Origin of the sequence: Cupriavidus necator N-1, from assembly GCF_000219215.1 — a bacterium.
In the GTDB taxonomy this organism is placed as follows: Bacteria; Pseudomonadota; Gammaproteobacteria; order Burkholderiales; family Burkholderiaceae; genus Cupriavidus; species Cupriavidus necator.
In genome coordinates, this window is sequence record NC_015727.1 from 1231968 (window position 1) to 1255273 (window position 23306).

Consider the following 23306-nt stretch of genomic DNA (forward strand, 5'->3'; position numbering starts at 1 on the left):
TGCAATAAGAAAATGGAGAATTCCATGAGAAGAACACTGTGCCTCGGCATTCTGCTGGCGACATCGGCACAGCTTGCCGCCGCGCAATCGTCGGTTACGCTCTACGGCGTAGCCGACATCGGCCTCGAGTACCTCAGCAATGCCAATGCGCAAGGCGACAAACTGTTCCGGATGACCTCGGGCAATGTGTCCGGCTCGCGCTGGGGCTTGCGCGGCGTCGAGGACCTCGGCGGCGGCGCCAAGGCGGTCTATGTCCTGGAGAGCGGATTCGACCTCGACGCCGGCACCTCCAGCCAGGGCGGCCGGCTCTTCGGGCGGCAGGCCTTCGCCGGGCTGGAAAACCAGTGGGGCCGCGTCACACTCGGGCGGCAGCAGAATGCACTGTATGACCTTCTGATCAACTATGAGCCAATGGTGCTGGCCGCGCACTATTCCGCGCTGATGATGGATCCCAACTTCGTCGGTCGCTACGACAACACTGCCAAGTACACAGGGAAGTTCGGGCCCGTGACCGCCGTCGCGCTGTACAGCTTTGCCAGGGGTACCACCATCACCAGCGGCGGCGCCAGTTCGCTTGCCAGTGAAACCGCGGGCGACCTCAAGAGCGACCGCGCCTTCGGCGGCGGGCTGGAATACGCGGGCGGCCCCTTCGGCCTGACCCTGATCTACGACCAGCAGCAAGGCACGCGCGGCCTCACGGGCCAGAATTCTGGACAGCGCGACCGCCGCCTTGCAGCGGCCGGCAACTTCAGCTTTGGCAGTTCCACGCTGTTCGCCGGCTATCGCTGGTTCAGCGGCAATATCGGGCTGGCGGCGACCGCGCCAGGCCGCCGGAACGATGTTTATTGGCTGGGTTACCGCCTGCAGGCCACACCGGCCCTGAGCCTCACAGCGGCCGGCTATTACTTTAACGACAAGCGCTCTGGGCAAGACCCGTGGAGCCTGGTAGGGTCAGCCAACTATGCGCTGTCCAAACGCACCGACGCCTTCCTGACCATCGGCTATGCGCGCAACAGGGACAACTCCAATCTCGGTCTGAACGGCTTCGGCAGCACCATCGCGGCCGGGCAGAACCAGACTGGCGTCACACTGAACCTTCGACACAAATTCTGACGGCGGCCCGGCCGCTCGCAAGCCCGATAAGTTACTTGAGCAGCCGTTGACTTAAGCTGACCACGACACCGAGTCCACCAATGACCGCAATCACGGAAAAGTGGTCAAGGTTTGCGAGAAGATTTGCCTGTTGAGCCAAGGACTGCGCGACCAGCGCCACGGCGACTCTGCCTGCGTCCGCTTGCCCGAGTACGGTCGACACCTGGCTTGCCAGGTGGTCGACAGCCTGTAGATAAATGGGGTTGCCGAGATGGATATTTCTGGCCAGCGCGTCGTAGTGCACTGTCGACCGCCATTGCTGTCCGATAGTCGCCAGACTGATTCCTAGCGCCAGACCGATCTGCGCCAGCATATTTTTAGCTTGCTGGGCATGGGAGAACACCGTTTCGTCGTACTGGACATCCCTGAATGTCTGGATTGCAGCATTGGCCATGACAAACATCATGAAGACCCCGTTTAGCAGCAATGCCGGCAGGATATCCAGCCAGAGGTTGGCTGCAGGCGTGAGCCCGGACAGAAGCCAGCCGAACGTCGCCAGCGCGCCGAAGCCAATCACAAAGAATTTACGAGGACTCGGATACTTTGGCAGAAGTCGCGCCAGGATAAACCAGCTGACGAGAGCCGAGGCCAATCCCATTGCCTGAAACTGCCCAACAGTCTGCCACGGATACCCAAGTGTCCGTTGCAACAGGGCTGGAAGCACATAGTTATCCGCACCGAGAATGACGTAGCAGCAGGTGAAAAGCAGAACGCCTGCGACATAGCGTGGATTTAGCAGCGCCCTGACTCTGATCAAAGGAGTCTCGCGTCGATGCTCGGCGCTGACATAATGAGAGCAACGACTGCAACTGAAGCGGTCAAAAAAATGGGAATGCCGTCGCTGTAGAAATCGTAGTAGGTCCGTTGGAGCGAATAAAGCAGAAGGAATGCACCGCTAGCCAGCAACATTAGCAAGACGGGATGCGATTGCGACTTATCACTGTCACTTGACGACGGCGACTCACCATCGAAAACCGCCGTCACCAGTACAAACACTACCGCTGAGGCGCCGACCACGATCCAGAATATCGAACTCCAGTTATCGTTCGCCACCGAAACCGATGCCAACCACGGCGCGGCCGCGGTACCGGCGGCGAGCGCAACAGCGAACGCCTTGATCCCGGTAAATCTTTGCGGGCCAGGATGAATGTGATTGACCATGATGCGCGCCGAGGTCATGAATGACGCCCCACCCAGTGCCATCACGAGACGGCCAAGAAGGAATTCACTATAAGCTTGACTTGATCCGCAAATGACCGCTCCGATCATGAAGATGCTCAACGAGTACTGCAAAAACCTACGCCATCCCAGGCGCTCTACAAACCAGCGCTGCTGGGATATAGCCATGACGGCAACGCTTGCGTAGGCTGCGCTGACCAGGCTGAATTCTTCTGGCCCGGCCCCGATCTCGCCCATGATCGGAGCAGACGCGAACGCAATCATGCCGGTCTGGAGGAACTCGATGCCGTTCAGCAGGAATATGGTAAGGAGGAGAAGCTGCGGCTTTCTCGATGGTTGGCTCACGATGACTCCCGATCTGGATCGAAGTGACAACTAGAGATTCGCTTGGATAAGCTTGTCCACCATTTCGTCTGCGTTCGCGAGTTCGTTGGCAAAAATATCTGTCTTGTAGGATTGCGGACTATGCCCTTTCTCCGCTACAGCCCTACCATCCCGCTTCGTGGTATTGACGATCACCTTCATCGACAGGCCAACGCGCAGAGGATGGGCGGCGATCTGAGATGAATCTAGCGCTATCCTCACCGGCACTCGCTGGACAACCTTGATCCAGTTGCCGGTCGCATTTTGGGCAGGGAGCAGGGCGAACGCACTGCCGGTGCCGGCATCCTGACCGACCACGACCCCTTGGTACTCAATCTCCCTCCCGTACACATCCGTAATCAGGGCTACAGGTTGACCAATGCGGATATGCCTGAGCTGGGATTCCTTGAAATTGGCGCTCACCCAAAGATGGTCCAACGGCACCACAGACATCAGTCCCGTGCCGGCATTAACGCGTTGCCCGACCTGGACGCTACGCTTGGTCACAACACCGCTTACTGGTGCCCGAATAGTTGTGCGTTGCAGTGCAACATATGCGTCTCGCACTTGCGTTGCCGCGCTCATTACGTCGGGATGTGATGAAACCTTCGTCCCGTCGATTTGAGCGCGACTCCCCACCAACTGCTGCTCGGCCGCTTCAAAGGCGGCCTTGGCGACGACGAGCGCGTCTTCGGCGTGATGCAGTTCCTCTCCCGAAATCGCTCCGCTCGCTACCAGAGCCTTGCGCCGCATGACATCTGCTTGCGCCTTGTTCAGATCCGCTGCCTTCAGGTCACGATTAGCCTTGGTCTGGCTTGCAGCGGCAAACTGACCGCGAACCTGCCTGACCGCTCTCGCGAGAGCAGCTTGAGCGCGGGCGAGCGAGAGTTGCGCGTCAACATCATTCAAGTGCACCAGTACCTGGCCCTCCGCGATGTAATCGGTGTTGTCTGCGCCAATCGCAGTGACGACACCGGAAATCTGTGGCGTCACCTGCACGATGTTCCCCTCCACGTAAGCATCTTCAGTCGTCTCCTGATTGCGTGCGGCGCCATACCAGAAAACTGCTACGATGGCCGAAGCGATTGCCACACCGACCGGAATCACAATGTTCAGCAGCTGGCGCTTACGCGGCTGATGACTTTTAGCCGTTGGTGCTTCAGGGTCGTTTTCCGGGTGTGCCATGTTTGCCTCGCATCCAGCATTGCCATGCTCGATCGGCGTTACTGCTCCGTACTTTCTTCCGGGACATAGCCGCCGCCAAGCGCGCGAATTAAGTCGACTGTCAATTCACGCCCGCGCGCCTCTTGCTCGACCTGAAGCCGCTTTTGTGTAAGTACCAGGCTCTCCGCAGAAAGCACCTGGAGGTAGTTACCGACACCACTCTTGTATCGATTCGTTGAGAGCTCGAAGGCTTCCTGCGCCAGGATGAGGGCTTGGTGTTGCTCGTCGATTTGTTCCCTGAGCCATTTCATTGACGTTAGCTGATTGACTACGTCGTGTACCGCGGCAATGAGATTTCCGTTGTACTGTTCGACCGCAATGTCATACTCCGCCTGGCGTGCCGCCAAGTTTCCCCGGAGGCGGCCTCCGTCGAAGATAGGAAGTGAGATCGCGGGCCCCACTCCTATGACACGGCTGCCTGCGGTGAGAAGATCCGGCAATCCAAGACTCTGGAAGCCCATGAACGCTGTCAGACTAACGTTCGGGTAGAACTGCGCCTTCGCCACCTTGATGTCTTCACTAGCCGCTTCAACGCGCCACCGCTGCGCTACCAGATCAGGGCGCCGACCAATGAGTTCTGCGGGGATATTGCTCGGCAGTGAAACTGGCGTGGACAGGTTTAGTCGTGGACGGGAGATGGCCATGCCCCAGTCGGGGCCTTCGCCCACGAGCTGTGCAAGTTGTGCCTCCGTCAGCGCGATGAGTTCATTGAAGCTCGCGATGGCGCTTCGTGTGGCGGGCAGAGCGGCCTCTGCCTGCTTTAACTCCATTTTTGAGTCGATTTGTGCAGCAACTCTCTGCTGGGTAAGTTGCAGAATTTTCTCGCGCTCTTTCAATGTGGCTTCGGCAAGGTCTCTTTGCGCATAACCGTGCGCAAGCCTGAGATAGGTGCGCGCAATCGATGTTGTGAGTAACAACTGTGCTGCGTGATAGTCAACTTCTATTCCCTGCGCTCGATTCAGGGCGGCTTCAAACGTTGCCTGGTTCTTCCCCCAGAAGTCTATTTCGTAACTCGCCCAGGCTCAGATCGCTAAAGACGTCCCGGCTGCCGGCCAGTGGCTTCGGCACCGTGCTATTTGCACTGTATCGCTGTCGGGTGCTCTTCAAGCTCGCCCCAACTTGCGGAAAACGATTAGCACCGGCGACTCCAACAAGGGCTTCTGCCTGGCGGACGCGGGCCGCTGCCAGGCGTAGACTTGGTTGACCGCTCAATGCCCTCCGCTCGAGCTCGTCTAACTGGTGGTCACCAAACGTCGTCCACCAAGCTTCACTCGGCCAGGATTCAGGGGAGATTGAAGTGCTCTCCAAACTCCGACTGGTAGTCAACCGAGCCGCGGTATCTAATGCTGAATTCCTTGCCAGACCTCCGGAACTCAAACACGAAGCCAGCGTCACCGTCGCGGCCGATGCGAGGATCACCCTGAGCCCCCGCTGCAATAGTGAGGCTGGATATGGAACTGGTCTGGGATGCGTTCTCACGGTCAAACGTCACCGGATCTCAGGTTGGCAGAACCTCACGTCGAAGTTCTGCCAGTCTTCCAAGAACGCTTTTAGCCTTGAAGCGCTGTCATCAACACTTGCACCAATTGGCCGCCTTCTGGCGTAGCCCAGCTTCCGGCGAGTTCTGCAATCAGCTGGTTGGTGGTGGTCAGCGTCACGCCGCCTTTATCCATCCGCCGCAATGCGATGTCATCGGCCATGACACTTGGTGAGCCACCACCATCTGCAACTACCTGAACTTCATACCCATCGCGCACCAGACTCAGCGCCGGATAGACCGTGCAGACGTCATTGGTGACACCGGCAATGATGAGCTTCTTACGGCCCGTAGCTTTGACGGCGGCGGCGAAGTTTTCATCGTCCATGGCGTTGACGATACCCAGGCGCTTGACGCGGGAAGCAAACTCGGCGGGCAGGATCTGCTCCAGTTCACTCAACAGCGGCCCCTGAGCGTACTCCTCCATGCTGGAAGTCAGTACCACCGGGAGCTTCAGGATGCTTGCCGCCTTTGCGAGCATCAGCGCATTGCGTTTCATCTCTTCGAACGGAATAGATTTCACCCATCCCATAGTCCCCACTTGGTGATCAATCAACAGCAGCGCGGCATTGTTGGCACTGAATTTTTCGTACGTCATGATGAATCTCCTGGCTGTAGGGCTGGGGCACTAACGCCCCAGGATTGGGACTGTTTTCAATGTCGGTCGCAATGTTGTCGCTGATTCACGCTTGCTTTTTGTTGTAGCCGCATTCTTGTCGCCGCAGCCCCTCTAAAGCCAGATGGCTCAGTTAAAACCAATGTATAAACCTGGTTTATGCTTCTCCGGCGTGCGGCACACGCAATCTGGTGTTACCGCGGGCGAAGACGGAGCACCTTCTGCGGTTGACCGACCAGGGAGAAACCTTGAAAGACTTAAACCTGCTTTATGTGTTTGAGGCGCTTTGGAGAGATCGATCGGTCACTGCGGCCGCGGAGAATCTGGGGCTCACCCAGGCGGCGGTCAGCAGCGCCCTGAAGCGGCTTCGGGCGGAATATGGGGACCGGCTGTTCATGCTGGTCGGCCGGCGGATGGAGCCGACGCCTCTGGCCACGGCAATTGCGGGAGCGCTGCTCGACTCTCTGTCGACAATCCGCAAGACTACTGGCACCTTGATGCCCTTTGACCCAACGCATGCCAGGCGTCAATTCACGATGCGCACACGGGATATAGGCGAAGTCGTGTTGCTGCCACGCATTCAGCAGGAACTACTGCGTGCCGCACCGCAGAGCTGCATCCAGACCGTCTACGCGCCGATCGACGAAACCCTGTCCGCTCTTGCGACCGGCCGCATGGACGTTGCGGTAGGCTATCTGCCGGCTCTCGAACGCAATATCTACAAGTGCCCGCTGTTCCAGGAGGAATACATTTGCGTGATGCGGGCTGGCCATCCGCTTGCAACGAGACCCGACCTCCCCCTCGAAGCGTTCCTGGCACAGGACCATCTATTAATTACCTACTCGGGCAGTGGGCATATCCTTCTCGAGCGCGCCCTGCTCGAGGCCGGAGCAAAATCGCGCATCAAGCTGCGCATGCCGCAGTACCTGGCAGCTCCCCACGCCCTTCTTGCCTCCAATCTGATCTGGACAGCGCCTCAAGCCCTGGCCAATGTGCTGGCTCGTTTCTACCCTCTGGTCCTTCGCCCCCTGCCGTTGGCCCTGGAGCCATTCGAGATTGCACTTTACTGGCATCAACGCTTCCACAAAGATCCCGCGAATATCTGGTTTCGCAGCCTTGTCATCGAAGCGATCAAGGGCATCCCATGGCCGGAAGGCCCAGCAGCGCCGCCTCAGAGATAGAGCATCGCGTCGTGCTCCCCATCCGCGTAAGGCGCGAAGAACGCCTGGAGCGCCTCGAGCATGGCCTCCGGTTTCTCTTCCGCCGGATAGTGGCCACTGCCCGCGATGATCACCGACTGCACGTTATCCGCCACCGTCCTCAGTTCCGCTTCCACGCTGCCGCCACAGGCCAGTTCGCCGGCGAACGCCAGCACTGGCAGCGTTAGCTTCGCACTGCGCGCACGTTCACGATTCTGAGGGATCGATTCGTCTATCGCCCGGTAATAGTCGAAGCTTGCACGAAGCGCGTTTGGATCGCGCCTGAGTTGCTCGATGTAGAACGCTCTCGCGTAGGCGGGAACAGCGTCGGGAGAGCCGGCCTTCGTCGCAAACTGGTGGCCGAAATAGATGGACTCGCGTCCCTCGACGAGGCGCTCATTGACCTCGCGCGCACGGTTGAAGTTGAAGTGCCAAAGGAAATCGCTCAGCCAACGTTCGTTGGGGAGAAGTGGTGGCGAGTCCGATACGCCTGGAATGAGCGCTTCACCGAGCGCGATCCGGTCTATCCGGCCAGGTTGGTCGTACGCCATCGCGAAGCCAGTCCACATCCCGATGTCGTGGCCGGCCATAGCGAAGCGCTCAAAGCCTAGCGCATCCATCAGCGCGAACATATCGGCGGCGAGCGTCTTGGAGTCGAAACCGGTTGCCGGCTTGTCCGAGAGTCCCACGCCGCGGGGATCGACGGCGATAACCGTAAAGGATCGCGCCAACGGCAGCATCAAGTGCCGCCATGCGAACCAGTTCTGCGGCCACCCGCCAAGCAGTAGCAGCGGCGCCCCCTGGCCGCCGATGACGGCATGCAGGGTAAGGTCGCCAGCCGGGACCAGATAGCTTTCAAAGACATCCGTAAATCCTGCCGCCAGTTGGGGAACATCGTGTACTGAGCCGTACCCGGCTGCGCGTTTCATCCTTTGAATCAACGGGATATTCATCAGGTTCTCTCTTTCTGCGGAAGACGCTGTACGTTCGCTCATGACCGGACGACGTCGCTTGGTGCGCCCGCATCATCGGCGCGCGAACGGGTCATCGGGGCCATGACCAGGCGGTTGGGCAGGGAATGGCGACCAATGCGAATGGGGGCAAATAGCTGGTTCATGCTGCGCTGTGCTCCGAAGTGATTGGTTGATGTAAAGCATCATCCGGCAAATCACTCGCGGGATAAATATGGCAAAATTGAATTGATTGATCCACTCATGGAGCAGTCAGAATGGAACTGCTGAACGACATGGCCCTGTTCGTGGAGGTCGTCAAAGCCAGGAGCTTTCGCCGGGCGGCCGAGGCAATCGGTGTGCCGAACTCGACACTGTCGCGCCGCATCAGCTCCCTGGAGAAGGCGATCGGGCTGCGCCTGCTGCATCGCACCACACGCAAGATCGAGCTGACCGAAGCTGGCCAGGTCTATTTCGAGCGCTGCAAGCGCATCGTCGACGAGGCGCGGCTTGCACACGAGCAACTCGGCGAAATGCTGGCGCAGCCCAGTGGCGTGCTGCATGCCTCGCTGCCGGTGGATTTGGCCAATATCTTGCTGGCGCCGCTGATCGCGGAATTCGCCCACCGCTATCCTGGCATCGGCTTTGAATTCGACCTCACGCCGCGGCGCGTCGATCTGGTGGCCGAGCCATTCGATGTCGCGATCCGCATGGGGGAACCGCCAAGTTCGAACCTGATCGCGCGCCGCCTCGCCCGCCTGCCCCGCTATCTTTACGCTTCGCCGCAGTACATCGAACGCTTCGGCGAGCCAAGCCAGCCGGCCGATCTTGTACGGCATGAGTGTCTGCGGCTGCGCACAACGGAAGCCAGCGCATGGACACTGAAGGACGCGACGAAAACGGTTGAAGTCGCAGTCGGCGGCCGGTTCTTGCTCAACAGCGTCGGCATGATCCGGCGCCTCGCGACGCTCGACCTCGGCATCGCCGTATTGGCGGAAGCAATCATTGGTGACGACGTGGCCAATGGACTACTGCGTCGAGTGCTGCCACAGTGGCAGGCCACACCCATCCCCGTCTATGCCATGACCGAGACGCGTCTGCTGCCGGCGAAGACGCAGCGTTTTATCGAGTTCCTGCGAGAGCGCTTGGAGCAGTGAGACCGCTCTCACCGGGGTCGCAACGTGCCATGACGATCCCGGAGTTGACCGGCGCTTCCGTGGCTCATTCCCTTCAACTGGCAGCGGCCTACTATTGATACAATCAATTCGTCCACCCCGACGCAACGATGAACAAGCTCTACTCACTGGACCTGAATCTCCTGCTGGTTTTTGATGCGATGCTCCGTGTCGGCAGCGTGTCCAGGACCGCAGAGGAGATGGGGCTGACCCAGCCGTCCACGAGCAACGCGCTCGCGCGCCTGCGGAATTTCTTCGGCGACCCGCTGTTCGTGCGTTCTGATGGTGCCATGAGGCCAACGCCGCTGGCCTTGCAAATGGCGGAACCGGTCCAGGAGGCGCTGGGACAACTCCGCCGGGCGATCGAGGACAAGCGGTACTTCGACCCGATGACCTCCTGTCGGCGTTTTTCCATCTGTATGAACGAAATGGGACAACGCGTCTTTTTGCCGAAGATCGTCACCCGCTTCGCCGAGATCGCGCCCGGGGTAGATCTCGAGGCTATGGAAATGACATCGCAGCTAGCGCAGGCGGCGATGCCAAATGGCGACGTGGACCTTGTGATCGGCTATTTTTCAGATTTCGGGCCGAGCTTTTTCCGCCAGCGCGTGACGACAGGTCATTACGTCGCCGTTGCCCGCAAGGGGCATCCCCAAATAGACGGTATCCTGACCCTGCCCGCCTACCTGAACGCCTCGCACATCTCCTACGTGCCTGCTCTCGGCAATCACGCCGCGCTGGAGGCGCTCCTCGCGGAAGAATTCATGAAACACGGCGTGCGCCGCCGTGTCGCATTGCGCGTAGCGAATTCGCTCGGCATCCCGAAGATCATCTCCAGCACCGACCTGATCATGACCGTACCGTCCGTGCTGGCGCAGGCGTTCTGCGAAACGGCCCCCGTGCAGGTCTTCGACCTGCCGTTCGATATTCCGCATATCGAGATATTCCAATACTGGCACGCACGCTATCACCACGACCCTGCCAATCAGTGGCTACGCGCCCAGTTCAAAAGCTTGTTTCCGGACTGACACTCTGAACGCCATTGGCAGGATCAATGCTCTGCTGATGCGTGCAGGGCACATTCCATCCGCGAGCTGGCCTGATCCTGGCGATTTCCGCCTCGCACCTCCCGACTCCCCCCGGTATTCACTGCGTCAATACCTTACATTGACGCCACTGCATGGACGCACTGCGAGTCGCGCCCTAACCTCCCATCGCATTCCCGAAGAAGGAGGAGACGCGATGAAGCTATCTCAGCTGTGCCCGTCAGTGCATGTTAAGACAGCGCCCAATTCCCCGATCGCAGCGGCTTGGGGGCTCTTGTCATGACCAGGCACACGATCACCCTGCTGCCCAGTGGCAACCAGTTCCAGTGCGACGACGGCGAGACGATCCTGACGGCCGGCCTGGCTGCCGGCCTGCTCATGCCTTTCAGCTGCCGCTCTGGTGTCTGCAACACTTGCCGCGGCACCGTCAGGCAAGGCAAGGTGGATTTCGGCAATGTTCACCCGACCTACCTCAGTGAAGACGACAAGCATGCCGGCAAAGCGCTGCTGTGCTCGGCCAAAGCCATCGGCGACTGCAGCATCGAGGTCCGCGAACTGGACCCGGCAGAAGCTTTCCCGGTGCGCCGTTTGCCGTGCCGCGTACTGCATCTCGAAAGGCTAGCGCCAGACGTCATGCTGATCACCATTGGCCTGCCGCCCAACGAGCCAACCGTCTTCAAAGCCGGCCAGTACGTTGACTTCGTGCTCAAGGACGGCACGCGCCGCAGCTACTCGATCGCGACCGCACCTTCCAGCGAAGGTGTAAGGCAAGTCGACCTGCACGTTCGCCTGGTTCCCGGTGGTCGCTTCACGGAGCACGTGTTCAACACGATGAAGCTGCGCGAAACGATGATGCTGGAGATGCCGCTCGGGTCCTTCTACTGGCGAGCGAGCAGCGACAAACCAATGATCATGCTCGCTTCAGGCACGGGATTCGCACCGATCAAGTCCATCATCGACTACAGCATCGCGTGCGGAAACACGCGTCCCATCACCCTTTACTGGGGCGGCCGCACGCGTGCATGCATCTACATGGCTTCGCTTGTCGAGAAGTGGGTCGCTGAGCACGACCACATCAAGTTTATCCCCGTCGTGAGTGACGCCACCCCCGAATGCAACTGGACTGGTCGCAGCGGATTCGTGCACAAGGCGGTCATAGAAGACTTCCCCGACATGTCCGCCTATCAGGTATATGCCTGCGGCGCGCCGATCGTCGTCGATTCCGCCCGCCGCGATTTTACGGCGCGGTGCGGCCTTCCAGAAGACGAGTTCTACGCCGATTCCTTTATCAACGAAGCAGACCGACAGAAAGCCGCTGCTTGAGCTCACCGGCAATACTAAGGAGACAACACGATGGAAATCAACATCGAAGATGCCATTCCCACGGACTTCACCGCGCCTGTCCCAGAGCGCAATTCGCATGTGAAGCCCTTCTGTCTTGGACATGGCACCCTGGAATGCTTCAGCCTGAAGGAGTCCCGCAAATTCTATGAGGAGTTCCTCGGCCTGGAGTGCCGCCGCCACGCCAAACCGTCAATGTCGGTTCGCCTGGGTATGCGCTTCCACATTGTGTGCGTGGAAGTCGGTGACGCAGTCCACCCTTGCAATGTCCTTAACCACTGGGGGCTGGACGTCAAGTCGCGCGAAAGTGTGGACGAAGCCTACCAGGCGGCGCTCAAGTACAAAGACCAATACAAGATCCGTCAGGTGCTGGAACCGCACGAGCAGCACAGCGTGTACTCGTTCTACCTGGAAGACCTGGACCACAACTGGTGGGAGATCCAGTACTACCCGAACGGGTTCCAGCATGACGACTTCTTCGATTTTGGGGACCGATTCTCCGACGACGAAAAAGTCGACCTTAGCGCGCTCCCTGAACTCAATATCTTCGGAAAGGCAGACTAAATGATCCAGCTCGTTACCTTCAAGGTGCCAGAGGGCGTGCGCACCGGCATGATGACCAACGGCAAGATTTACCAGTCCGGTGCCTACAACGACATGCTCGAAGTACTCGCGGACTGGTCCAACGCTTCAGCAAAGCTCGAGACGCTTGGCCCCAAACTGGCCGAGCGAGACGACGTGAAGAATGCCGAACTGGTTGCGCCGCTTCCGGCGCCGCGGAACATCTATTTCGCAGGGGCGAACTACAAGGACCACGTTGAGGAAATGAGGGAGCGCCTCAAGCTCAACATCAACGCTGATCCGAAGGGCAGCGGCGAGAAGCCCTGGCACTCGCTCAAGTCGACCGGCTCGAGCGTGGTGGGTCCCGGCACCAGGGTGGCGCTGCCAGGCGGGTCGAAGATGCTCGATTGGGAGGTGGAACTGGCAGTCGTCATCGGCAAGCCTGCAAAGGATGTGTCGCGGGACAACGCGCTCGACTGTGTGGCTGGCTATACCGTCGCCAACGACCTGTCCGCTCGCGACCACATCTTCCGCCCCGAAGTGGCAGAGACCTCGCCCTTCCGCTATGACTGGATCGGCCAGAAGTCATTCGACGGTTCTTGCCCGATGGGTCCGGCCATCACCCCTGCGCAATTCATTGGCGACCCGATGAACCTGAGCATGAAACTGTGGGTCAACGACAAGCTTAAGCAGGATTCCAACACCAACCAGATGCTGTTCGACATCGCCGACCAGATCTCCCATCTGTCCTCGCGCGTGACGCTCCTCCCAGGCGACGTTATCCTGACAGGCACGCCAGCCGGGGTTGGTATGCCGAACAGCGATTTCTTGAAGCCGGGCGATGTCGTCAAGCAGTGGATCGAAAGCATTGGCGAATTCGAGTTCACGATCGCATAAGCGGCCTAGCGATTGAGACTAGCAGGCAGCGCCGGCGCACGTTGACGCCGGCGCTGCCATTAATGGAGAGGACATAAGGATGTATCAGAAGACCAGTCTCGGCATGGCGGAACTGAAGAAGGTAGCCGATGCTGCCCAGGCCTATGCCAGCGCAAAACAATGGATCGTGACGATTGCCATCGTCGACGATGGCGGCCATCTGCAATGGCTGCAGCGGGCCGACGGGGCCCCGCCGGCAACCGCCTACATCGCAGCCGCCAAGGCCCGCACGGCGGCGATGGGCCAGCGTGAAAGCAAGTTCTATGAAGATATGGTCAACGCAGGTCGGCAGGCGTTTTTGACTGCGCCCGGCCTGGATTGCCTTCTGGAAGGCGGCGTGCCAATCACGGTCAACGGTAGCTGCGCCGGGGCGATCGGTGTGAGCGGCGTCCGCTCCAACGAAGATGTTGAAATCGCGCGCGCTGGTATCGCTGCGCTGGCCTAGCCTGCTTGTCGCGGGCGGCCAGTTTTCCCCACCCGCCAATCGTCGACGCAGATAACGACGCGACGTGCCGATCCTGCAGACCGACCGCAGGTAAAGAATGACCGCGTAGCAGTGCCAGGGTGGAAGCGGTTTGCGCATGCGTTTCGACAACGAAATTGGCCGGAAATGTTCTCGGCAACATTTCCGGCCTTTCCTCGTTCAAGCGAGCCCCATGCGCATTTCAGGAGATCACTTCCACCAAGCTCTCGGTGTCTGAGTCTCCCAACCCTTCGGATACCGCTCTTTCATAGTACTGCTTCGCGCTGCCCAAGAACGTAAGTTCCATTCCCGACGCCAACGCGTCGTCGTGGATCACGTTGATCACGTCGAGCAGCATCGATACCGTGCCCGCACCCTTACCATAGGCGCCGCTGGCCATCGTCTTGCCGCGCATGCCGAGTACACCGGACTGCGCGATCGGCGGGATATGGTCGAGCAACGTGCCGATGTCGAGCCCCGATCTCTTCGCGTAGACAACCGCCTCTGCCGCGGCGACCGTATGTACGGCGAGCAGCATGTTGGACACGTACTTCAGCTTGGAGCCGTCGCCGAACTTTCCCACGTAACGGGCGGCGGCGAACTTCCGCAGTTCGTCTTCGACAACGCGGCAGGCCTCCTCCTCTCCGCTCATGTATACCACCGCGCGACCCGCTTCGATCAGCGGCGGATTGCCCATGACGGGAGCGTCAAGGAAGATTGCTGATGCACGCGACAAGCGGTCGCGCACCTCGCGCTTGAGCTCGATCGGCGCTACCCCGAGGTCGACGAATGTCTGACCGGCCCTGACGTGCGCGAGCACATTACCTGCGCCGAAAAACAGGGATTCGAGCGCCGCGTCTGGCACGCACAACAGCACGATATCCGACTGGTCGACCAACTCCGCCGCCGACGCGCAGTGCCGGCCGCCGGCCTCAACAAAGGCGGAGTTGTCAGCACGGCGATAGCCGAAGGGCACTGTACCCGCACCAATGAGCTTGCGGGCGATGGCCAGGCCGATGCCACCCGTTCCCAGAATTCCAATAGATGTCATCTCTTCTTAACCAAGTTCGAATTTTCCGGTGGAATAGTTGAGAGTAAGGCGTAGGCCGCCTTCCATCAGCATCCAGGTGAGCAACTCGTATTCCACGGCGCCAGCAGCCACAAACGGGTCAGTATCGCCGATTGCTATCGCTTCCTGCTCATCGGTCGCACGCAAGACAGTCATGCCGCCGCCAGCACCACGCGGCCGGCCGCGCACGATGAATGGGCCAGAGGCGAAGATCACTCCCTCGCGCTCCTGCGCGATCATCCATTTCAAATGAAGCGCGACGAGTTCTTCGTTCAGCAACTCGGCGCGCACGGTCCGGCGCAGCATCACATACAGCTTCTGGTTGAGCATGCCGGCGGTCAACGAATCTACGAGCGAGCGATCAGACTCCAAGATATCGCTCCCAGATCTCCGGCTGTTCACTTAGCTGTGCGCTGCTTCCTGTCCATCCGATCCGTCCGTTTTCGATGAAGTAGTGACGATCCGCGAGGCCAATCAGGTTCTGGACATACTTATCGATCACCAGGATGGACTGGCCTTCCCTCTTCACCTCGTGCAGGCAACGCCAGATCTCCTGGCGAATCAGCGGCGCCAGCCCTTCGGTTGCCTCGTCGATCAGCAACAGCCTGGCGTTGGTCAACAGCGCCCGCGAAATGGCCAGCATTTGCTGCTCGCCGCCAGATAGCTGGAAGCCCATGTTGTCCTTACGCCTTTCCAGGACCGGAAACAGCTTGTATATCCGTTGCAAGGTCCACTGGCCCCGGCGCGCGAACGCAACGAGGTTCTCGTATACCGTCAGGTTGGAAAAAATCCGGCGGCCTTCCGGCACCAGGCCGATCCCATTTCGACTGATGCGTTCCGGTGCCATCCCGGCCACCTCGCATCCGTTGAAGCGCACACTGCCGCGCATCGGCCTTAGCAGGCCAGAGGTGGCCTTGACGGTCGTGCTCTTGCCCATGCCGTTGCGGCCGAGCAGCGTCACTACTTCGCCTTCATCGATAAAGAGGTCGACACCGAACAGCACCTGGCTCGCGCCGTAGCCGGCCTCAACCGACGTCAGTTCCAGCAGGCTCATATCACTCTCCCAGATAGGCGCGCTTTACTTCCGCGCTGCTCTTGACTTCGTCGGGTGATCCATTAAAGATCCGCTTTCCCGCCACAAACACCGAGATCCGATCGGACAGCCTGAAGACTGCGTCCATGTCGTGCTCGATCAGCAGGATGGACAGGTTCTTTCCCTTGAGGCTCTTGATGAAGTCGACAAACCAGGGTACCTGGTTCGGGGATAGCCCGGCCATCGGCTCATCAAGCAGCAACAGGCGCGGCCTTAGCGCCAGCGCGAGCCCGATTTCCAGCTGGCGCTGCTGGCCATATGACAAGTGGGAGGCCTGGGTATGAAGTTCGTCCGCCAACTGGATGCGGTGCGCAACCGAAACCACTTCCTCGCGCAGTTCTTCGACCAATGCCTTACCAAAGAAGCGGAAGCTAGCCTTCAGCCGCGACTGAACGCTGATGGCGAGATTCTCGAATACCGAGAGATTGCGGAAAATGCTGGTGATCTGGTAAGAGCGCACCAGGCCCATGTCGGCGCGCTCGGCCATGCTCAGGCGGGTTATGTCGGTTCCGTAGAATGAAATGGATCCCTTATCCGAAAGCAGCCCGCCGGCGAGCTGCGATATGAACGTGGTCTTGCCGGCTCCGTTTGGCCCGATCAGCGCGTGGATCTGGCTGTCCGTGATGTCGAAGTCGACATGATCGGTAGCCATCAGTCCGCCAAAGCGCTTGACGAGGCCCCTTACCGCTAACACTTGCTCAGCCATTACCCACCTCGCTCGACGAACGGCGCTGCCCCACTTGCGGGACGCGGACGCGCCACCGCAGGCCGGTCAATCCCTCCGGCACACGCATGACGACCAGGATGACAAAGACGCCCATGGCGATCTGCCAATACCTGGTCAGGTGTGGCAGCACTTCTTCCAGCACACAAAAAACGATGGCACCTACAGCGCCACCCCAGAAGTTCACGCTGCCTCCGAGGATCACCATGATGAGCAGGCTGCCGGACTGCAGCCAGCTGAACAGGCTCGGGCTGGCATAGCTGTTCTGATTGGCCAGCAGTGCACCGGACAGTCCGGCAGCGGCGCCGGCAATCGCGAACACCATCAGCTTGTACCTGTAGGTGCGGTAGCCGAGCGCCTGCATCCGGGTTTCGTTCTCCTTGATGCCTTTCATCACGCGCCCCAGCGGCGACCGGATCAAGAAGCGAAAGAGCAGGTTCACCAGGACCACGGTGACGAGCACCACGTAATAGAACGTGACGTTGTCACCGGTATCGAGACCGAAGCCAAGCCTGGAGCGGTGCGCCATATTGATGCCCTCGTCGCCACCGTACATCTTCAGTGATTCGAACAAATAGAACGTCATCTGGGCGAACGCAAGCGTGATCATGATGAAGTAAGCACCCTTCGTGCGCAGCGAGATCATGCCGATCACCAGCGCCAGCAACGCTGACACCATGACGGCAATCGGCCAGGCGATCCATGCGGAATCCGTACCCGGCAGCAAGCCGACTGGCGCTGTCAGTTCCTTAGACAAGATGGCGACCACGAAGGCGCCGGTGCCAAAGAAGGCGGCGTGTCCAAAAGATACGAGGGCCAGTTCGCCGACCAGCAGTCGCAGGCTGGTTGCGGCCAAGGCCAGGATCAGCACGCGCGTGGCGAAGCCAACGTAGAAGCTGCCGCCGAACGCCTGTGCCATCGCAGGGAATGCGATCAGAAGGACGGCAAGCAATGCCCAGGCAATGTGGGAATGAGATTTCATGACAGCCTCAGCGCGAGAAAAGACCTTGCGGCCGCCAGTACAAGACCAGCGCCATCAGTAGATAAATCGAAACGGCTGACAGCGTGGATGCCAGCGAATCAGCCAGCCCTTGGTCCGGCAGGCTGCGCAGCGCCATCGGAATCAACGCCCGGCCCAGCGCGTCGACAACGCCGACGAGCACAGCGCCGGCAAGCGCACCCTGGACGGAACCGATGCCACCGATCACCACCACCACGAAGGCCAGGATCAGAATGCTCTCGCCCATGCCGACGTTGATCGACAGCAAAGGACCGAGCAGGCCTCCGGCGATGGCGCACAGCGCCGCGCCGAGACCGAACACGAGCGAGAACACAAGGTTGATGTTCGCCCCCATGGCGCGGGCCATCTCACGGTCGGCCGCACCCGCCCGGATCCACATGCCGACCCGCGTCTTCGTGATGAGCAGCGCCAGCAGTGCGGCGATCAGCAGGCCGACGACGATAATGAACAGCCGGAAGACCGGATACTCGAAGAGACCGATGAGCGGCACGGACTCACTCAACGACGGCGGCATGCTGGTCATGATCGGCTGCGCCCCCCAGATCTCCTGCACCGCCTGGTTGGCGATCAGGATGATGCCGAACGTGACAAGCACCTGGGTAAGATGGTCCTTGTCATAAAGCCGGCGCAACAGGCTCATTTCGAGCACGACGCCAATCGCCGCGGTCAGTGCCACGCCGCCGATCAGCCCGAACAGGAAGCTATCCGTCTTCAGGGTCAGCGTGGCGACCAGATAGGCACCGATCATGTACAGCGACCCGTGCGCCAGATTGATCATGTTCATGATGCCGAACACGAGCGTCAGGCCCGCCGCCAGCAGAAACAGCATGAGCCCGAACTGCACGCCGTTGAGGAGCTGCTCGAACAGAAAAACCAGCATGATGTACTCCTTCCAACGGTTGTCCTATTTCGCCGCGAGCTTGCATTCGCCCACGTAGGGATCGCTCTGGTCGGCATACACCGGCGTGCTGCTGACGGTCTTGTTGGTCAGGTTGCCCTTCTCGTTTTTCACCACCTGGCGCAAGTAGATGTGCTGGGTCGCGTTCTGGTTTGAGGAGAACTTGAAGTAGCCGCGCACCGATTCGTACTTTGCGGACATGATCGCGTCGTGCAGTACCTTGTCGTCCTTGTACTTGCCCTTGCTTTCGCGAATCGCAGCATCCAGCAATAGCCCGACCTCGTAGCCCTGCGAGGCGTAGCTCGAGGCAGGACGCTTGAACTCCTTCTCGAAATCCTCGACGAATCTCTTGTTGACCGTGTTGGGAAGGTCCGGGCTCCACTGGCTGGTGTTATAGATGCCGACGGCTGCATCACCGAGTGCAGGCAGGGTGTCGGCGTCGACGGCGAAGCCGGGCGTGACGAGGTCGATCTTCTTGCTCAGACCGGCCTGGTTGAACTGCTTGACAAAATTAATCGCCATCGGCCCCCAGAGTGCGAAGAAGACCGCGTCAGGTTGGGCCGCGCGGATCTGGCCGATTTCCACAGAGAAATCCAACTGGCCGACTTTGTTGCGGGCGCGGCCTGCGATCTCGCCCTTGTATTCTTTCTCGAAACCCTCAGCATGCTCGCGGCCTGCCTGGTAGTTCGGCGCAATCACGAATATCCGCTTGTACCCTTTCTGGGTAGCGAAACGGCCAGCGGCCTCGGACAGCGCACTGGTATGCCAGGTAGGATTGAAGTAATAGTAATTGCACGATGCCCCCGCGAGTTCCTTGGGGCCTGCATTGGAATTGACGAAGAAGATCTTGTCCTTGAACGCCGTTGGTGCCACGGCCAGCATTACATTGGTGAACGCCATGCCGGTAATGATGTCGACATTCTCGCTCTTGGCCATGCGCTCGTAGACCTGCTTGCCGGCATCCGGGTTGGCTTGATCGTCGCCATAGGCCACGACAGTGTCGACACCGCCGAGTTTGCCTCCCTTTTGCTTGAGGGCGAGGTTGAATCCGTCCTTCATGTCAGTCGAAAGGGCCGACAGTGGTCCGGTAAGGGAGCCGATGAAGCCGATCCTGATTGGGTCAGCGGCCTGTGCACCCGGCGTGCAGGACAGGGCGATGGCAGTGAAGGCAATCCATCTCTTTGCTCGAAGCATGTTCGTCTCCTCTTTGTGTGCTTGTGATGCGGCTAATCCGGGCGGTCATGGCCGCCCCGGCCGCGTCTTTGTGCAAAGCGCATTGCGGCGGCAATACGGAATGCATGCGGAAAGATTCTGTGGGTGTCAGAGACAACCTGAAGCGGCCTGGATCCTCACGGGGCACCGCTCCCCGGCGTCATGCAAGAATCCAACGCCTAAAATATCTGCTTCATGCCAACCATTGCGCCAAACTGGTTTCCACCTGGCGCCGGATTGGTACCGGCCTGACCACTGTTGACGGACAAGGCGAGGTTGCCGAGATTGTCGATAAAGCCTGCCGTCGCATACACAGATGTACGTTTCGAGAATGCATAGGTGCCGCGGCCTGCGAACATCCATGCCTTGTTCGGGCTGTTGTGAAAGCGCAGGTGATAGGCCTCAGCATCGACGCTGATCGTCGGCGTGATCGGGTAGGACGTCCCAAGGTAGTAGAGATCGCTGCGCGGCGTCGCGCTCGCCCGGTTGTCGCGGCGCAGCCACCCGCCTCCGATCTTCGCCTCTCCCACCATGAAATACCCGTTGAGGGAAAGCCGGTCGTCGGTCAGGGCACTACTTGTCAGGCCGGCAAATGCACCAGGCCCGCCTCGCAACGAATCGTAGGCCGCCGCTACGCTCCAGCGCGCCGCATCATATTTCAGGAGCACCGACCACTCACGACACGCTCGCTGGTCTGCCGGGTTCTCCCCAGCGCAGTTGGTACCGGCCGGGCTCGGGCCGGCATTGACCGTGTCGCGACCGAAACTGTAGGTAGCGCCAACCGTTACGCCACCAAAGGTGCCCTTGTAGGACATGGCATTGTCCGCGCGCGTATTGGGTATGTAACTGTCGAGGGAACCGGAACCGAAGAGATTGGGGCCGAGCATGTCGGGCTCGGTCATGGCCCAGAACAACATCGTGTACTGGCGCCCGAGCGCCACTTGGCCCCAGCGCCCGGAGAGGCCTACCAGCGCCTGGCGGCCGAAGAGCCGCCCTCCTTGGCCAGACGCACCGCTGTCTGGCAGAAAGCCGGACTCCAGCCAGAAGATCGCCTTGTTGCCGCCACCGATGTCTTCGCTCCCGCGCAAGCCCCAGCGGGACGGAACGGTACTGGTCAGGCCAGGCATGAAGGTTTCAGTGTCGCGTGCCTGGCCAACGCCATTGACGAAGGCGATGCCGGTGTCGACGACTCCATACAACGTTACGTTCTGCGCGGCGGCCAATCCGGGAGCTACCATCAGCAGTGCAGCGGCCATCTTACAAATCTTCATGTCGTCTCCGTTTCCTGTCATATAGTTATTAGTTGTTCATGCGAAAGCGCCACCGAGCCTCCGTCAAGGTGGTAAATGCCCCGCCATGTGTGCCTGCAATTTCTGTCACCGGGCTTGAGAATTCCGAGCGCCGCGGCAAGCGCGGCGCCTTCTTCTTGCCTCGTGATGCGATTCGAGCCTGGCGCGTTCGGCAGTCGTATCGACCTACAGCCGCTGCGTGACCGGGCTCGCCTGAAATTCGCCGCGTCTGCAATCCACGGCGAGGGTTATCGCTAAGCCTCAGCAGCTACCTCGCCTCGCTGCTTAACCAGATCGAGCGCCACATCGACGATCATGTCCTCCTGGCCACCCACCATGCGACGCTTCCCAAGTTCCACCAGGATGTCGACGGTTTTCAGCTTGTAGCGTGCTGCTGCGGCCTCGGCGTGGCGCAGGAAGCTCGAGTAGACGCCGGCGTAGCCCAGCGCCAGCGTTTCCCGATCCACGCGTACGGGCCTATCTTGCAACGGGCGTACGATGTCGTCGGCAGCATCCATCAGGGTGTAAAGATCGCAACCATGCTTCCAGCCCAGCCGGCTGGCGGCTGCGATGAACACCTCCAGCGGCGCGTTCCCTGCGCCCGCCCCCATACCGGCCAGGCTCGCGTCCACACGATCGCAGCCCTCTTCCACCGCGACGATGGAGTTGGCCACGCCCAGGCTCAGGTTGTGGTGCGCGTGAATGCCCGTCTGGGTCTCGGGCTTGAGCACGTCCTTAAAGGCGCGAAAACGATCGCGCACATCACCCATGTTCAGCGCCCCGCCGGAATCGACCACGTAGACGCACTGCGCGCCATAGCTTTCCATCAGCTTCGCCTGCTGTGCCAGCGCAGCGGGATCGGTCATATGGCTCATCATCAGAAAGCCGACGGCATCCATACCGAGTTCGCGCGCGAAAGCAATGTGCTGGCGCGAGACGTCCGCCTCGGTGCAATGCGTGGCTACGCGCACGACCCTCGCGCCCGCATCGTAGGCAGCGCGTAGGTCATGCACCGTGCCCACTCCGGGCAGCAGCAGAGTCGCCACCTTGGCGCGACGCACGGTATCGGCTACCGCGGCGATCCACTCGACATCGGTATGCGCGCCGAAGCCATAGTTGAAGCTCGAGCCAGAGAGGCCGTCACCGTGTGCGACCTCGATCGAGTCCACGCCCGCTGCGTCCAGCGCGGCGGCAATGCGACGCACGTGGTCCAAGCTGTACTGGTGGCGGATGGCGTGGCTGCCGTCGCGCAGGGTGACATCCGAGATATAAAGCTTCTTGTTCAGATCCATGTCTGTCTCCTTCTGCACAGTCAGGCGGCCGCCAGGCTGGTCTCGGCCAGGCGTTCGGCGCAGGCCAGCGCGGCACTGGTCATGATGTCGAGATTGCCGGCATAGGCCGGCAGGTAGTGAGCGGCGCCCTCCACTTCCAGGAACACGGTGGTCTTCAATCCGCTGGCGAGGCCGATGCCCGGCACGTTCAGCGGCGCAGAATCGGGAATGCGCTCGAACTGCACGTGCTGCTTGAGCCGGTAGCCCGGCACATAGGCCTGCACGGACTGCACCATCTCCGCAACGCTCGCCTCGATCGCCGCCTCGTCGGCAAGATCGGACAGCGTGAACACCGTATCGCGCATGATCAGCGGAGGTTCGGCAGGATTCAGCACAATAATGGCCTTGCCGTGCGCGGCGCCGCCTACCGTGCAGATCGCCTGGCTCGTAGTCTCGGTGAACTCATCAATATTGGCGCGCGTGCCGGGCCCCGCCGATTTGCTGGAGATCGAAGCCACGATCTCGGCGTAGTGCACCTTCGCCACGCGCGACACGGCTGCCACCATCGGAATGGTGGCCTGGCCGCCGCAGGTGACCATATTGATATTGCTGGCCTCCAGGTGCTGCTCCAAGTTGACCACCGGCACCACATAGGGGCCGATCGCCGCCGGCGTCAGGTCGATCACCCGCACGCCGTGCTGCTGCAGCAACTGGTTATGGTGCGCGTGCGCGCCGGCCGAAGTGGCGTCGAAAGCGATGCGGATATCGCCAAATCCCTCCATTTCCAGCAGGCCTTCGATGCCCTCTGCGGTAGTTGGCACGCCCAGGCGCGCGGCGCGCGCCAGGCCGTCGGAGGCGGGATCGATGCCGACCATCGCGCCCATCTCAAGATGACGGCCGTGCCGCATCACTTTGATCATCAGATCGGTACCGATATTGCCCGAGCCGATGATGGCAACCTTGTGCTTGCCTGCTTTCATGTCCATG

General features: G+C 60.2%; 25 protein-coding genes and 1 pseudogene. 8 read left to right on the top strand and 18 right to left on the bottom strand.

The genetic code is table 11. The annotated features are described in order from the left end of the window. Window positions 1-24: 24 nt before the first annotated feature. Window positions 25-1113 (top strand): porin, encoded by a 1089-nt coding sequence (locus CNE_RS35535; RefSeq protein ID WP_013959608.1) that lies wholly within the window; start codon window positions 25-27, stop codon window positions 1111-1113. A 31-nt stretch (window positions 1114-1144) separates the two neighbouring features. Here CNE_RS35535 and CNE_RS42560 read toward each other — a convergent pair whose 3' ends face one another. The 6 genes from CNE_RS42560 to CNE_RS35555 form a co-directional block, all read right to left on the bottom strand. Then, complete coding sequence (locus tag CNE_RS42560; protein ID WP_404997154.1) at window positions 1145-1816, bottom strand: MFS transporter; 672 nt, start codon at window positions 1814-1816, stop codon at window positions 1145-1147. Window positions 1817-1905: 89 nt separating this feature from the next. Then, window positions 1906-2676: an MFS transporter gene (locus CNE_RS42565; protein ID WP_238553168.1), complete on the bottom strand. Its 771-nt coding sequence runs from the start codon at window positions 2674-2676 to the stop codon at window positions 1906-1908. Window positions 2677-2706: 30 nt separating this feature from the next. Then, entirely contained in the window at window positions 2707-3879 is a 1173-nt protein-coding gene (locus CNE_RS35545) for an HlyD family secretion protein (protein WP_013959609.1), read from the bottom strand. Window positions 3880-3917: 38 nt separating this feature from the next. Then, entirely contained in the window at window positions 3918-4922 is a 1005-nt protein-coding gene (locus CNE_RS35550; protein ID WP_080569665.1) for an efflux transporter outer membrane subunit, read from the bottom strand. Continuing rightward, window positions 4888-5397 (bottom strand): TolC family protein, encoded by a 510-nt coding sequence (locus tag CNE_RS42815; protein ID WP_319609735.1) that lies wholly within the window; start codon window positions 5395-5397, stop codon window positions 4888-4890. Before CNE_RS42815 ends, CNE_RS35550 begins: the two co-directional genes overlap by 35 nt. 71 nt (window positions 5398-5468) lie before the next feature. Continuing rightward, window positions 5469-6053: an isochorismatase family protein gene (locus CNE_RS35555; RefSeq protein ID WP_013959611.1), complete on the bottom strand. Its 585-nt coding sequence runs from the start codon at window positions 6051-6053 to the stop codon at window positions 5469-5471. A gap of 266 nt (window positions 6054-6319) precedes the next feature. Between CNE_RS35555 and CNE_RS35560 the strand changes: the two genes are divergently transcribed. Then, window positions 6320-7252 carry a LysR family transcriptional regulator gene (locus CNE_RS35560; protein ID WP_049800758.1) on the top strand — a complete coding sequence of 311 codons (933 nt, stop codon included), beginning with the start codon at window positions 6320-6322 and terminating at the stop codon, window positions 7250-7252. Here the strand turns inward: CNE_RS35560 and CNE_RS35565 are convergent. Then, window positions 7243-8223, bottom strand: coding sequence for an alpha/beta fold hydrolase (locus CNE_RS35565; protein WP_049800736.1), 981 nt, complete (start codon window positions 8221-8223; stop codon window positions 7243-7245). The genes CNE_RS35560 and CNE_RS35565 overlap by 10 nt on opposite strands. A gap of 47 nt (window positions 8224-8270) precedes the next feature. Further along, window positions 8271-8387, bottom strand: a pseudogene (locus CNE_RS41390) (oxidoreductase); the annotation flags it as partial. A gap of 111 nt (window positions 8388-8498) precedes the next feature. Here CNE_RS41390 and CNE_RS35570 point away from each other — a divergent pair. The 6 genes from CNE_RS35570 (at window position 8499) to CNE_RS35595 (ending at window position 13724) form a co-directional block, all read left to right on the top strand. Next, window positions 8499-9377 (top strand): LysR family transcriptional regulator, encoded by an 879-nt coding sequence (locus CNE_RS35570; RefSeq protein ID WP_013959614.1) that lies wholly within the window; start codon window positions 8499-8501, stop codon window positions 9375-9377. 128 nt (window positions 9378-9505) lie between these two features. Beyond that, the gene (locus tag CNE_RS35575) at window positions 9506-10423 is read left to right on the top strand and encodes a LysR family transcriptional regulator (protein ID WP_013959615.1); all 918 of its coding nucleotides are present in this window, start codon (window positions 9506-9508) and stop codon (window positions 10421-10423) included. 297 nt (window positions 10424-10720) lie between these two features. Then, window positions 10721-11764, top strand: coding sequence for a CDP-6-deoxy-delta-3,4-glucoseen reductase (locus tag CNE_RS35580; RefSeq protein WP_013959616.1), 1044 nt, complete (start codon window positions 10721-10723; stop codon window positions 11762-11764). 30 nt (window positions 11765-11794) lie between these two features. Then, window positions 11795-12346, top strand: coding sequence for a VOC family protein (locus tag CNE_RS35585; protein ID WP_013959617.1), 552 nt, complete (start codon window positions 11795-11797; stop codon window positions 12344-12346). Beyond that, window positions 12347-13240, top strand: coding sequence for a fumarylacetoacetate hydrolase family protein (locus CNE_RS35590; RefSeq protein WP_013959618.1), 894 nt, complete (start codon window positions 12347-12349; stop codon window positions 13238-13240). A 79-nt stretch (window positions 13241-13319) separates the two neighbouring features. Beyond that, window positions 13320-13724 (top strand): GlcG/HbpS family heme-binding protein, encoded by a 405-nt coding sequence (locus CNE_RS35595; protein ID WP_013959619.1) that lies wholly within the window; start codon window positions 13320-13322, stop codon window positions 13722-13724. 220 nt (window positions 13725-13944) lie between these two features. On the opposite strand, the gene CNE_RS35600 is transcribed toward CNE_RS35595, so the two are convergent. The 10 genes from CNE_RS35600 to CNE_RS35645 form a co-directional block, all read right to left on the bottom strand. After that, window positions 13945-14793 carry an NAD(P)-dependent oxidoreductase gene (locus CNE_RS35600; protein WP_013959620.1) on the bottom strand — a complete coding sequence of 283 codons (849 nt, stop codon included), beginning with the start codon at window positions 14791-14793 and terminating at the stop codon, window positions 13945-13947. A gap of 6 nt (window positions 14794-14799) precedes the next feature. Beyond that, window positions 14800-15183, bottom strand: coding sequence for a YciI family protein (locus tag CNE_RS35605; RefSeq protein ID WP_013959621.1), 384 nt, complete (start codon window positions 15181-15183; stop codon window positions 14800-14802). Then, on the bottom strand, window positions 15173-15865 hold the full coding sequence (locus CNE_RS35610) for an ABC transporter ATP-binding protein (RefSeq protein WP_013959622.1): 693 nt from the start codon (window positions 15863-15865) through the stop codon (window positions 15173-15175). Before CNE_RS35610 ends, CNE_RS35605 begins: the two co-directional genes overlap by 11 nt. Window position 15866: 1 nt before the next feature. Further along, window positions 15867-16610: an ABC transporter ATP-binding protein gene (locus CNE_RS35615; protein WP_013959623.1), complete on the bottom strand. Its 744-nt coding sequence runs from the start codon at window positions 16608-16610 to the stop codon at window positions 15867-15869. Next, window positions 16603-17610, bottom strand: a complete 1008-nt coding sequence (locus tag CNE_RS35620; protein ID WP_013959624.1) for a branched-chain amino acid ABC transporter permease — start codon at window positions 17608-17610, stop codon at window positions 16603-16605. The genes CNE_RS35615 and CNE_RS35620 overlap by 8 nt, the downstream gene beginning before the upstream one ends. A 7-nt stretch (window positions 17611-17617) precedes the next feature. After that, window positions 17618-18529, bottom strand: a complete 912-nt coding sequence (locus tag CNE_RS35625) for a branched-chain amino acid ABC transporter permease (RefSeq protein ID WP_013959625.1) — start codon at window positions 18527-18529, stop codon at window positions 17618-17620. Between the two features lie 24 nt (window positions 18530-18553). Beyond that, entirely contained in the window at window positions 18554-19741 is a 1188-nt protein-coding gene (locus CNE_RS35630; protein WP_013959626.1) for an ABC transporter substrate-binding protein, read from the bottom strand. A gap of 197 nt (window positions 19742-19938) precedes the next feature. Further along, window positions 19939-21030 carry a porin gene (locus CNE_RS35635; RefSeq protein ID WP_013959627.1) on the bottom strand — a complete coding sequence of 364 codons (1092 nt, stop codon included), beginning with the start codon at window positions 21028-21030 and terminating at the stop codon, window positions 19939-19941. A gap of 272 nt (window positions 21031-21302) precedes the next feature. Beyond that, window positions 21303-22340, bottom strand: coding sequence for a 4-hydroxy-2-oxovalerate aldolase (gene dmpG, locus CNE_RS35640; RefSeq protein WP_013959628.1), 1038 nt, complete (start codon window positions 22338-22340; stop codon window positions 21303-21305). Window positions 22341-22360: 20 nt separating this feature from the next. Further along, window positions 22361-23305 carry an acetaldehyde dehydrogenase (acetylating) gene (locus tag CNE_RS35645; protein WP_013959629.1) on the bottom strand — a complete coding sequence of 315 codons (945 nt, stop codon included), beginning with the start codon at window positions 23303-23305 and terminating at the stop codon, window positions 22361-22363. Window position 23306 lies beyond the last annotated feature (1 nt).

Bases quoted from the DNA above. Each gene is read 5' to 3' on its own strand.
- CNE_RS35580 (WP_013959616.1), top strand. From the start codon at position 10,721: ATGACCAGGCACACGATCACCCTGCTGCCCAGTGGCAACCAGTTCCAG.
- CNE_RS35645 (WP_013959629.1), bottom strand. From the start codon at position 23,305: ATGGACATGAAAGCAGGCAAGCACAAGGTTGCCATCATCGGCTCGGGC.
- CNE_RS35615 (WP_013959623.1), bottom strand. From the start codon at position 16,610: ATGGCTGAGCAAGTGTTAGCGGTAAGGGGCCTCGTCAAGCGCTTTGGC.
- CNE_RS35545 (WP_013959609.1), bottom strand. From the start codon at position 3,879: ATGGCACACCCGGAAAACGACCCTGAAGCACCAACGGCTAAAAGTCAT.
- CNE_RS35635 (WP_013959627.1), bottom strand. From the start codon at position 21,030: ATGAAGATTTGTAAGATGGCCGCTGCACTGCTGATGGTAGCTCCCGGA.
- CNE_RS35585 (WP_013959617.1), top strand. From the start codon at position 11,795: ATGGAAATCAACATCGAAGATGCCATTCCCACGGACTTCACCGCGCCT.
- CNE_RS35600 (WP_013959620.1), bottom strand. From the start codon at position 14,793: ATGACATCTATTGGAATTCTGGGAACGGGTGGCATCGGCCTGGCCATC.
- CNE_RS35610 (WP_013959622.1), bottom strand. From the start codon at position 15,865: ATGAGCCTGCTGGAACTGACGTCGGTTGAGGCCGGCTACGGCGCGAGC.
- CNE_RS35575 (WP_013959615.1), top strand. From the start codon at position 9,506: ATGAACAAGCTCTACTCACTGGACCTGAATCTCCTGCTGGTTTTTGAT.
- CNE_RS35570 (WP_013959614.1), top strand. From the start codon at position 8,499: ATGGAACTGCTGAACGACATGGCCCTGTTCGTGGAGGTCGTCAAAGCC.
- CNE_RS35565 (WP_049800736.1), bottom strand. From the start codon at position 8,223: ATGAATATCCCGTTGATTCAAAGGATGAAACGCGCAGCCGGGTACGGC.
- CNE_RS35630 (WP_013959626.1), bottom strand. From the start codon at position 19,741: ATGCTTCGAGCAAAGAGATGGATTGCCTTCACTGCCATCGCCCTGTCC.
- CNE_RS35590 (WP_013959618.1), top strand. From the start codon at position 12,347: ATGATCCAGCTCGTTACCTTCAAGGTGCCAGAGGGCGTGCGCACCGGC.
- CNE_RS35535 (WP_013959608.1), top strand. From the start codon at position 25: ATGAGAAGAACACTGTGCCTCGGCATTCTGCTGGCGACATCGGCACAG.
- CNE_RS35555 (WP_013959611.1), bottom strand. From the start codon at position 6,053: ATGACGTACGAAAAATTCAGTGCCAACAATGCCGCGCTGCTGTTGATT.
- CNE_RS35625 (WP_013959625.1), bottom strand. From the start codon at position 18,529: ATGCTGGTTTTTCTGTTCGAGCAGCTCCTCAACGGCGTGCAGTTCGGG.
- dmpG (WP_013959628.1), bottom strand. From the start codon at position 22,340: ATGGATCTGAACAAGAAGCTTTATATCTCGGATGTCACCCTGCGCGAC.
- CNE_RS35595 (WP_013959619.1), top strand. From the start codon at position 13,320: ATGTATCAGAAGACCAGTCTCGGCATGGCGGAACTGAAGAAGGTAGCC.
- CNE_RS35620 (WP_013959624.1), bottom strand. From the start codon at position 17,610: ATGAAATCTCATTCCCACATTGCCTGGGCATTGCTTGCCGTCCTTCTG.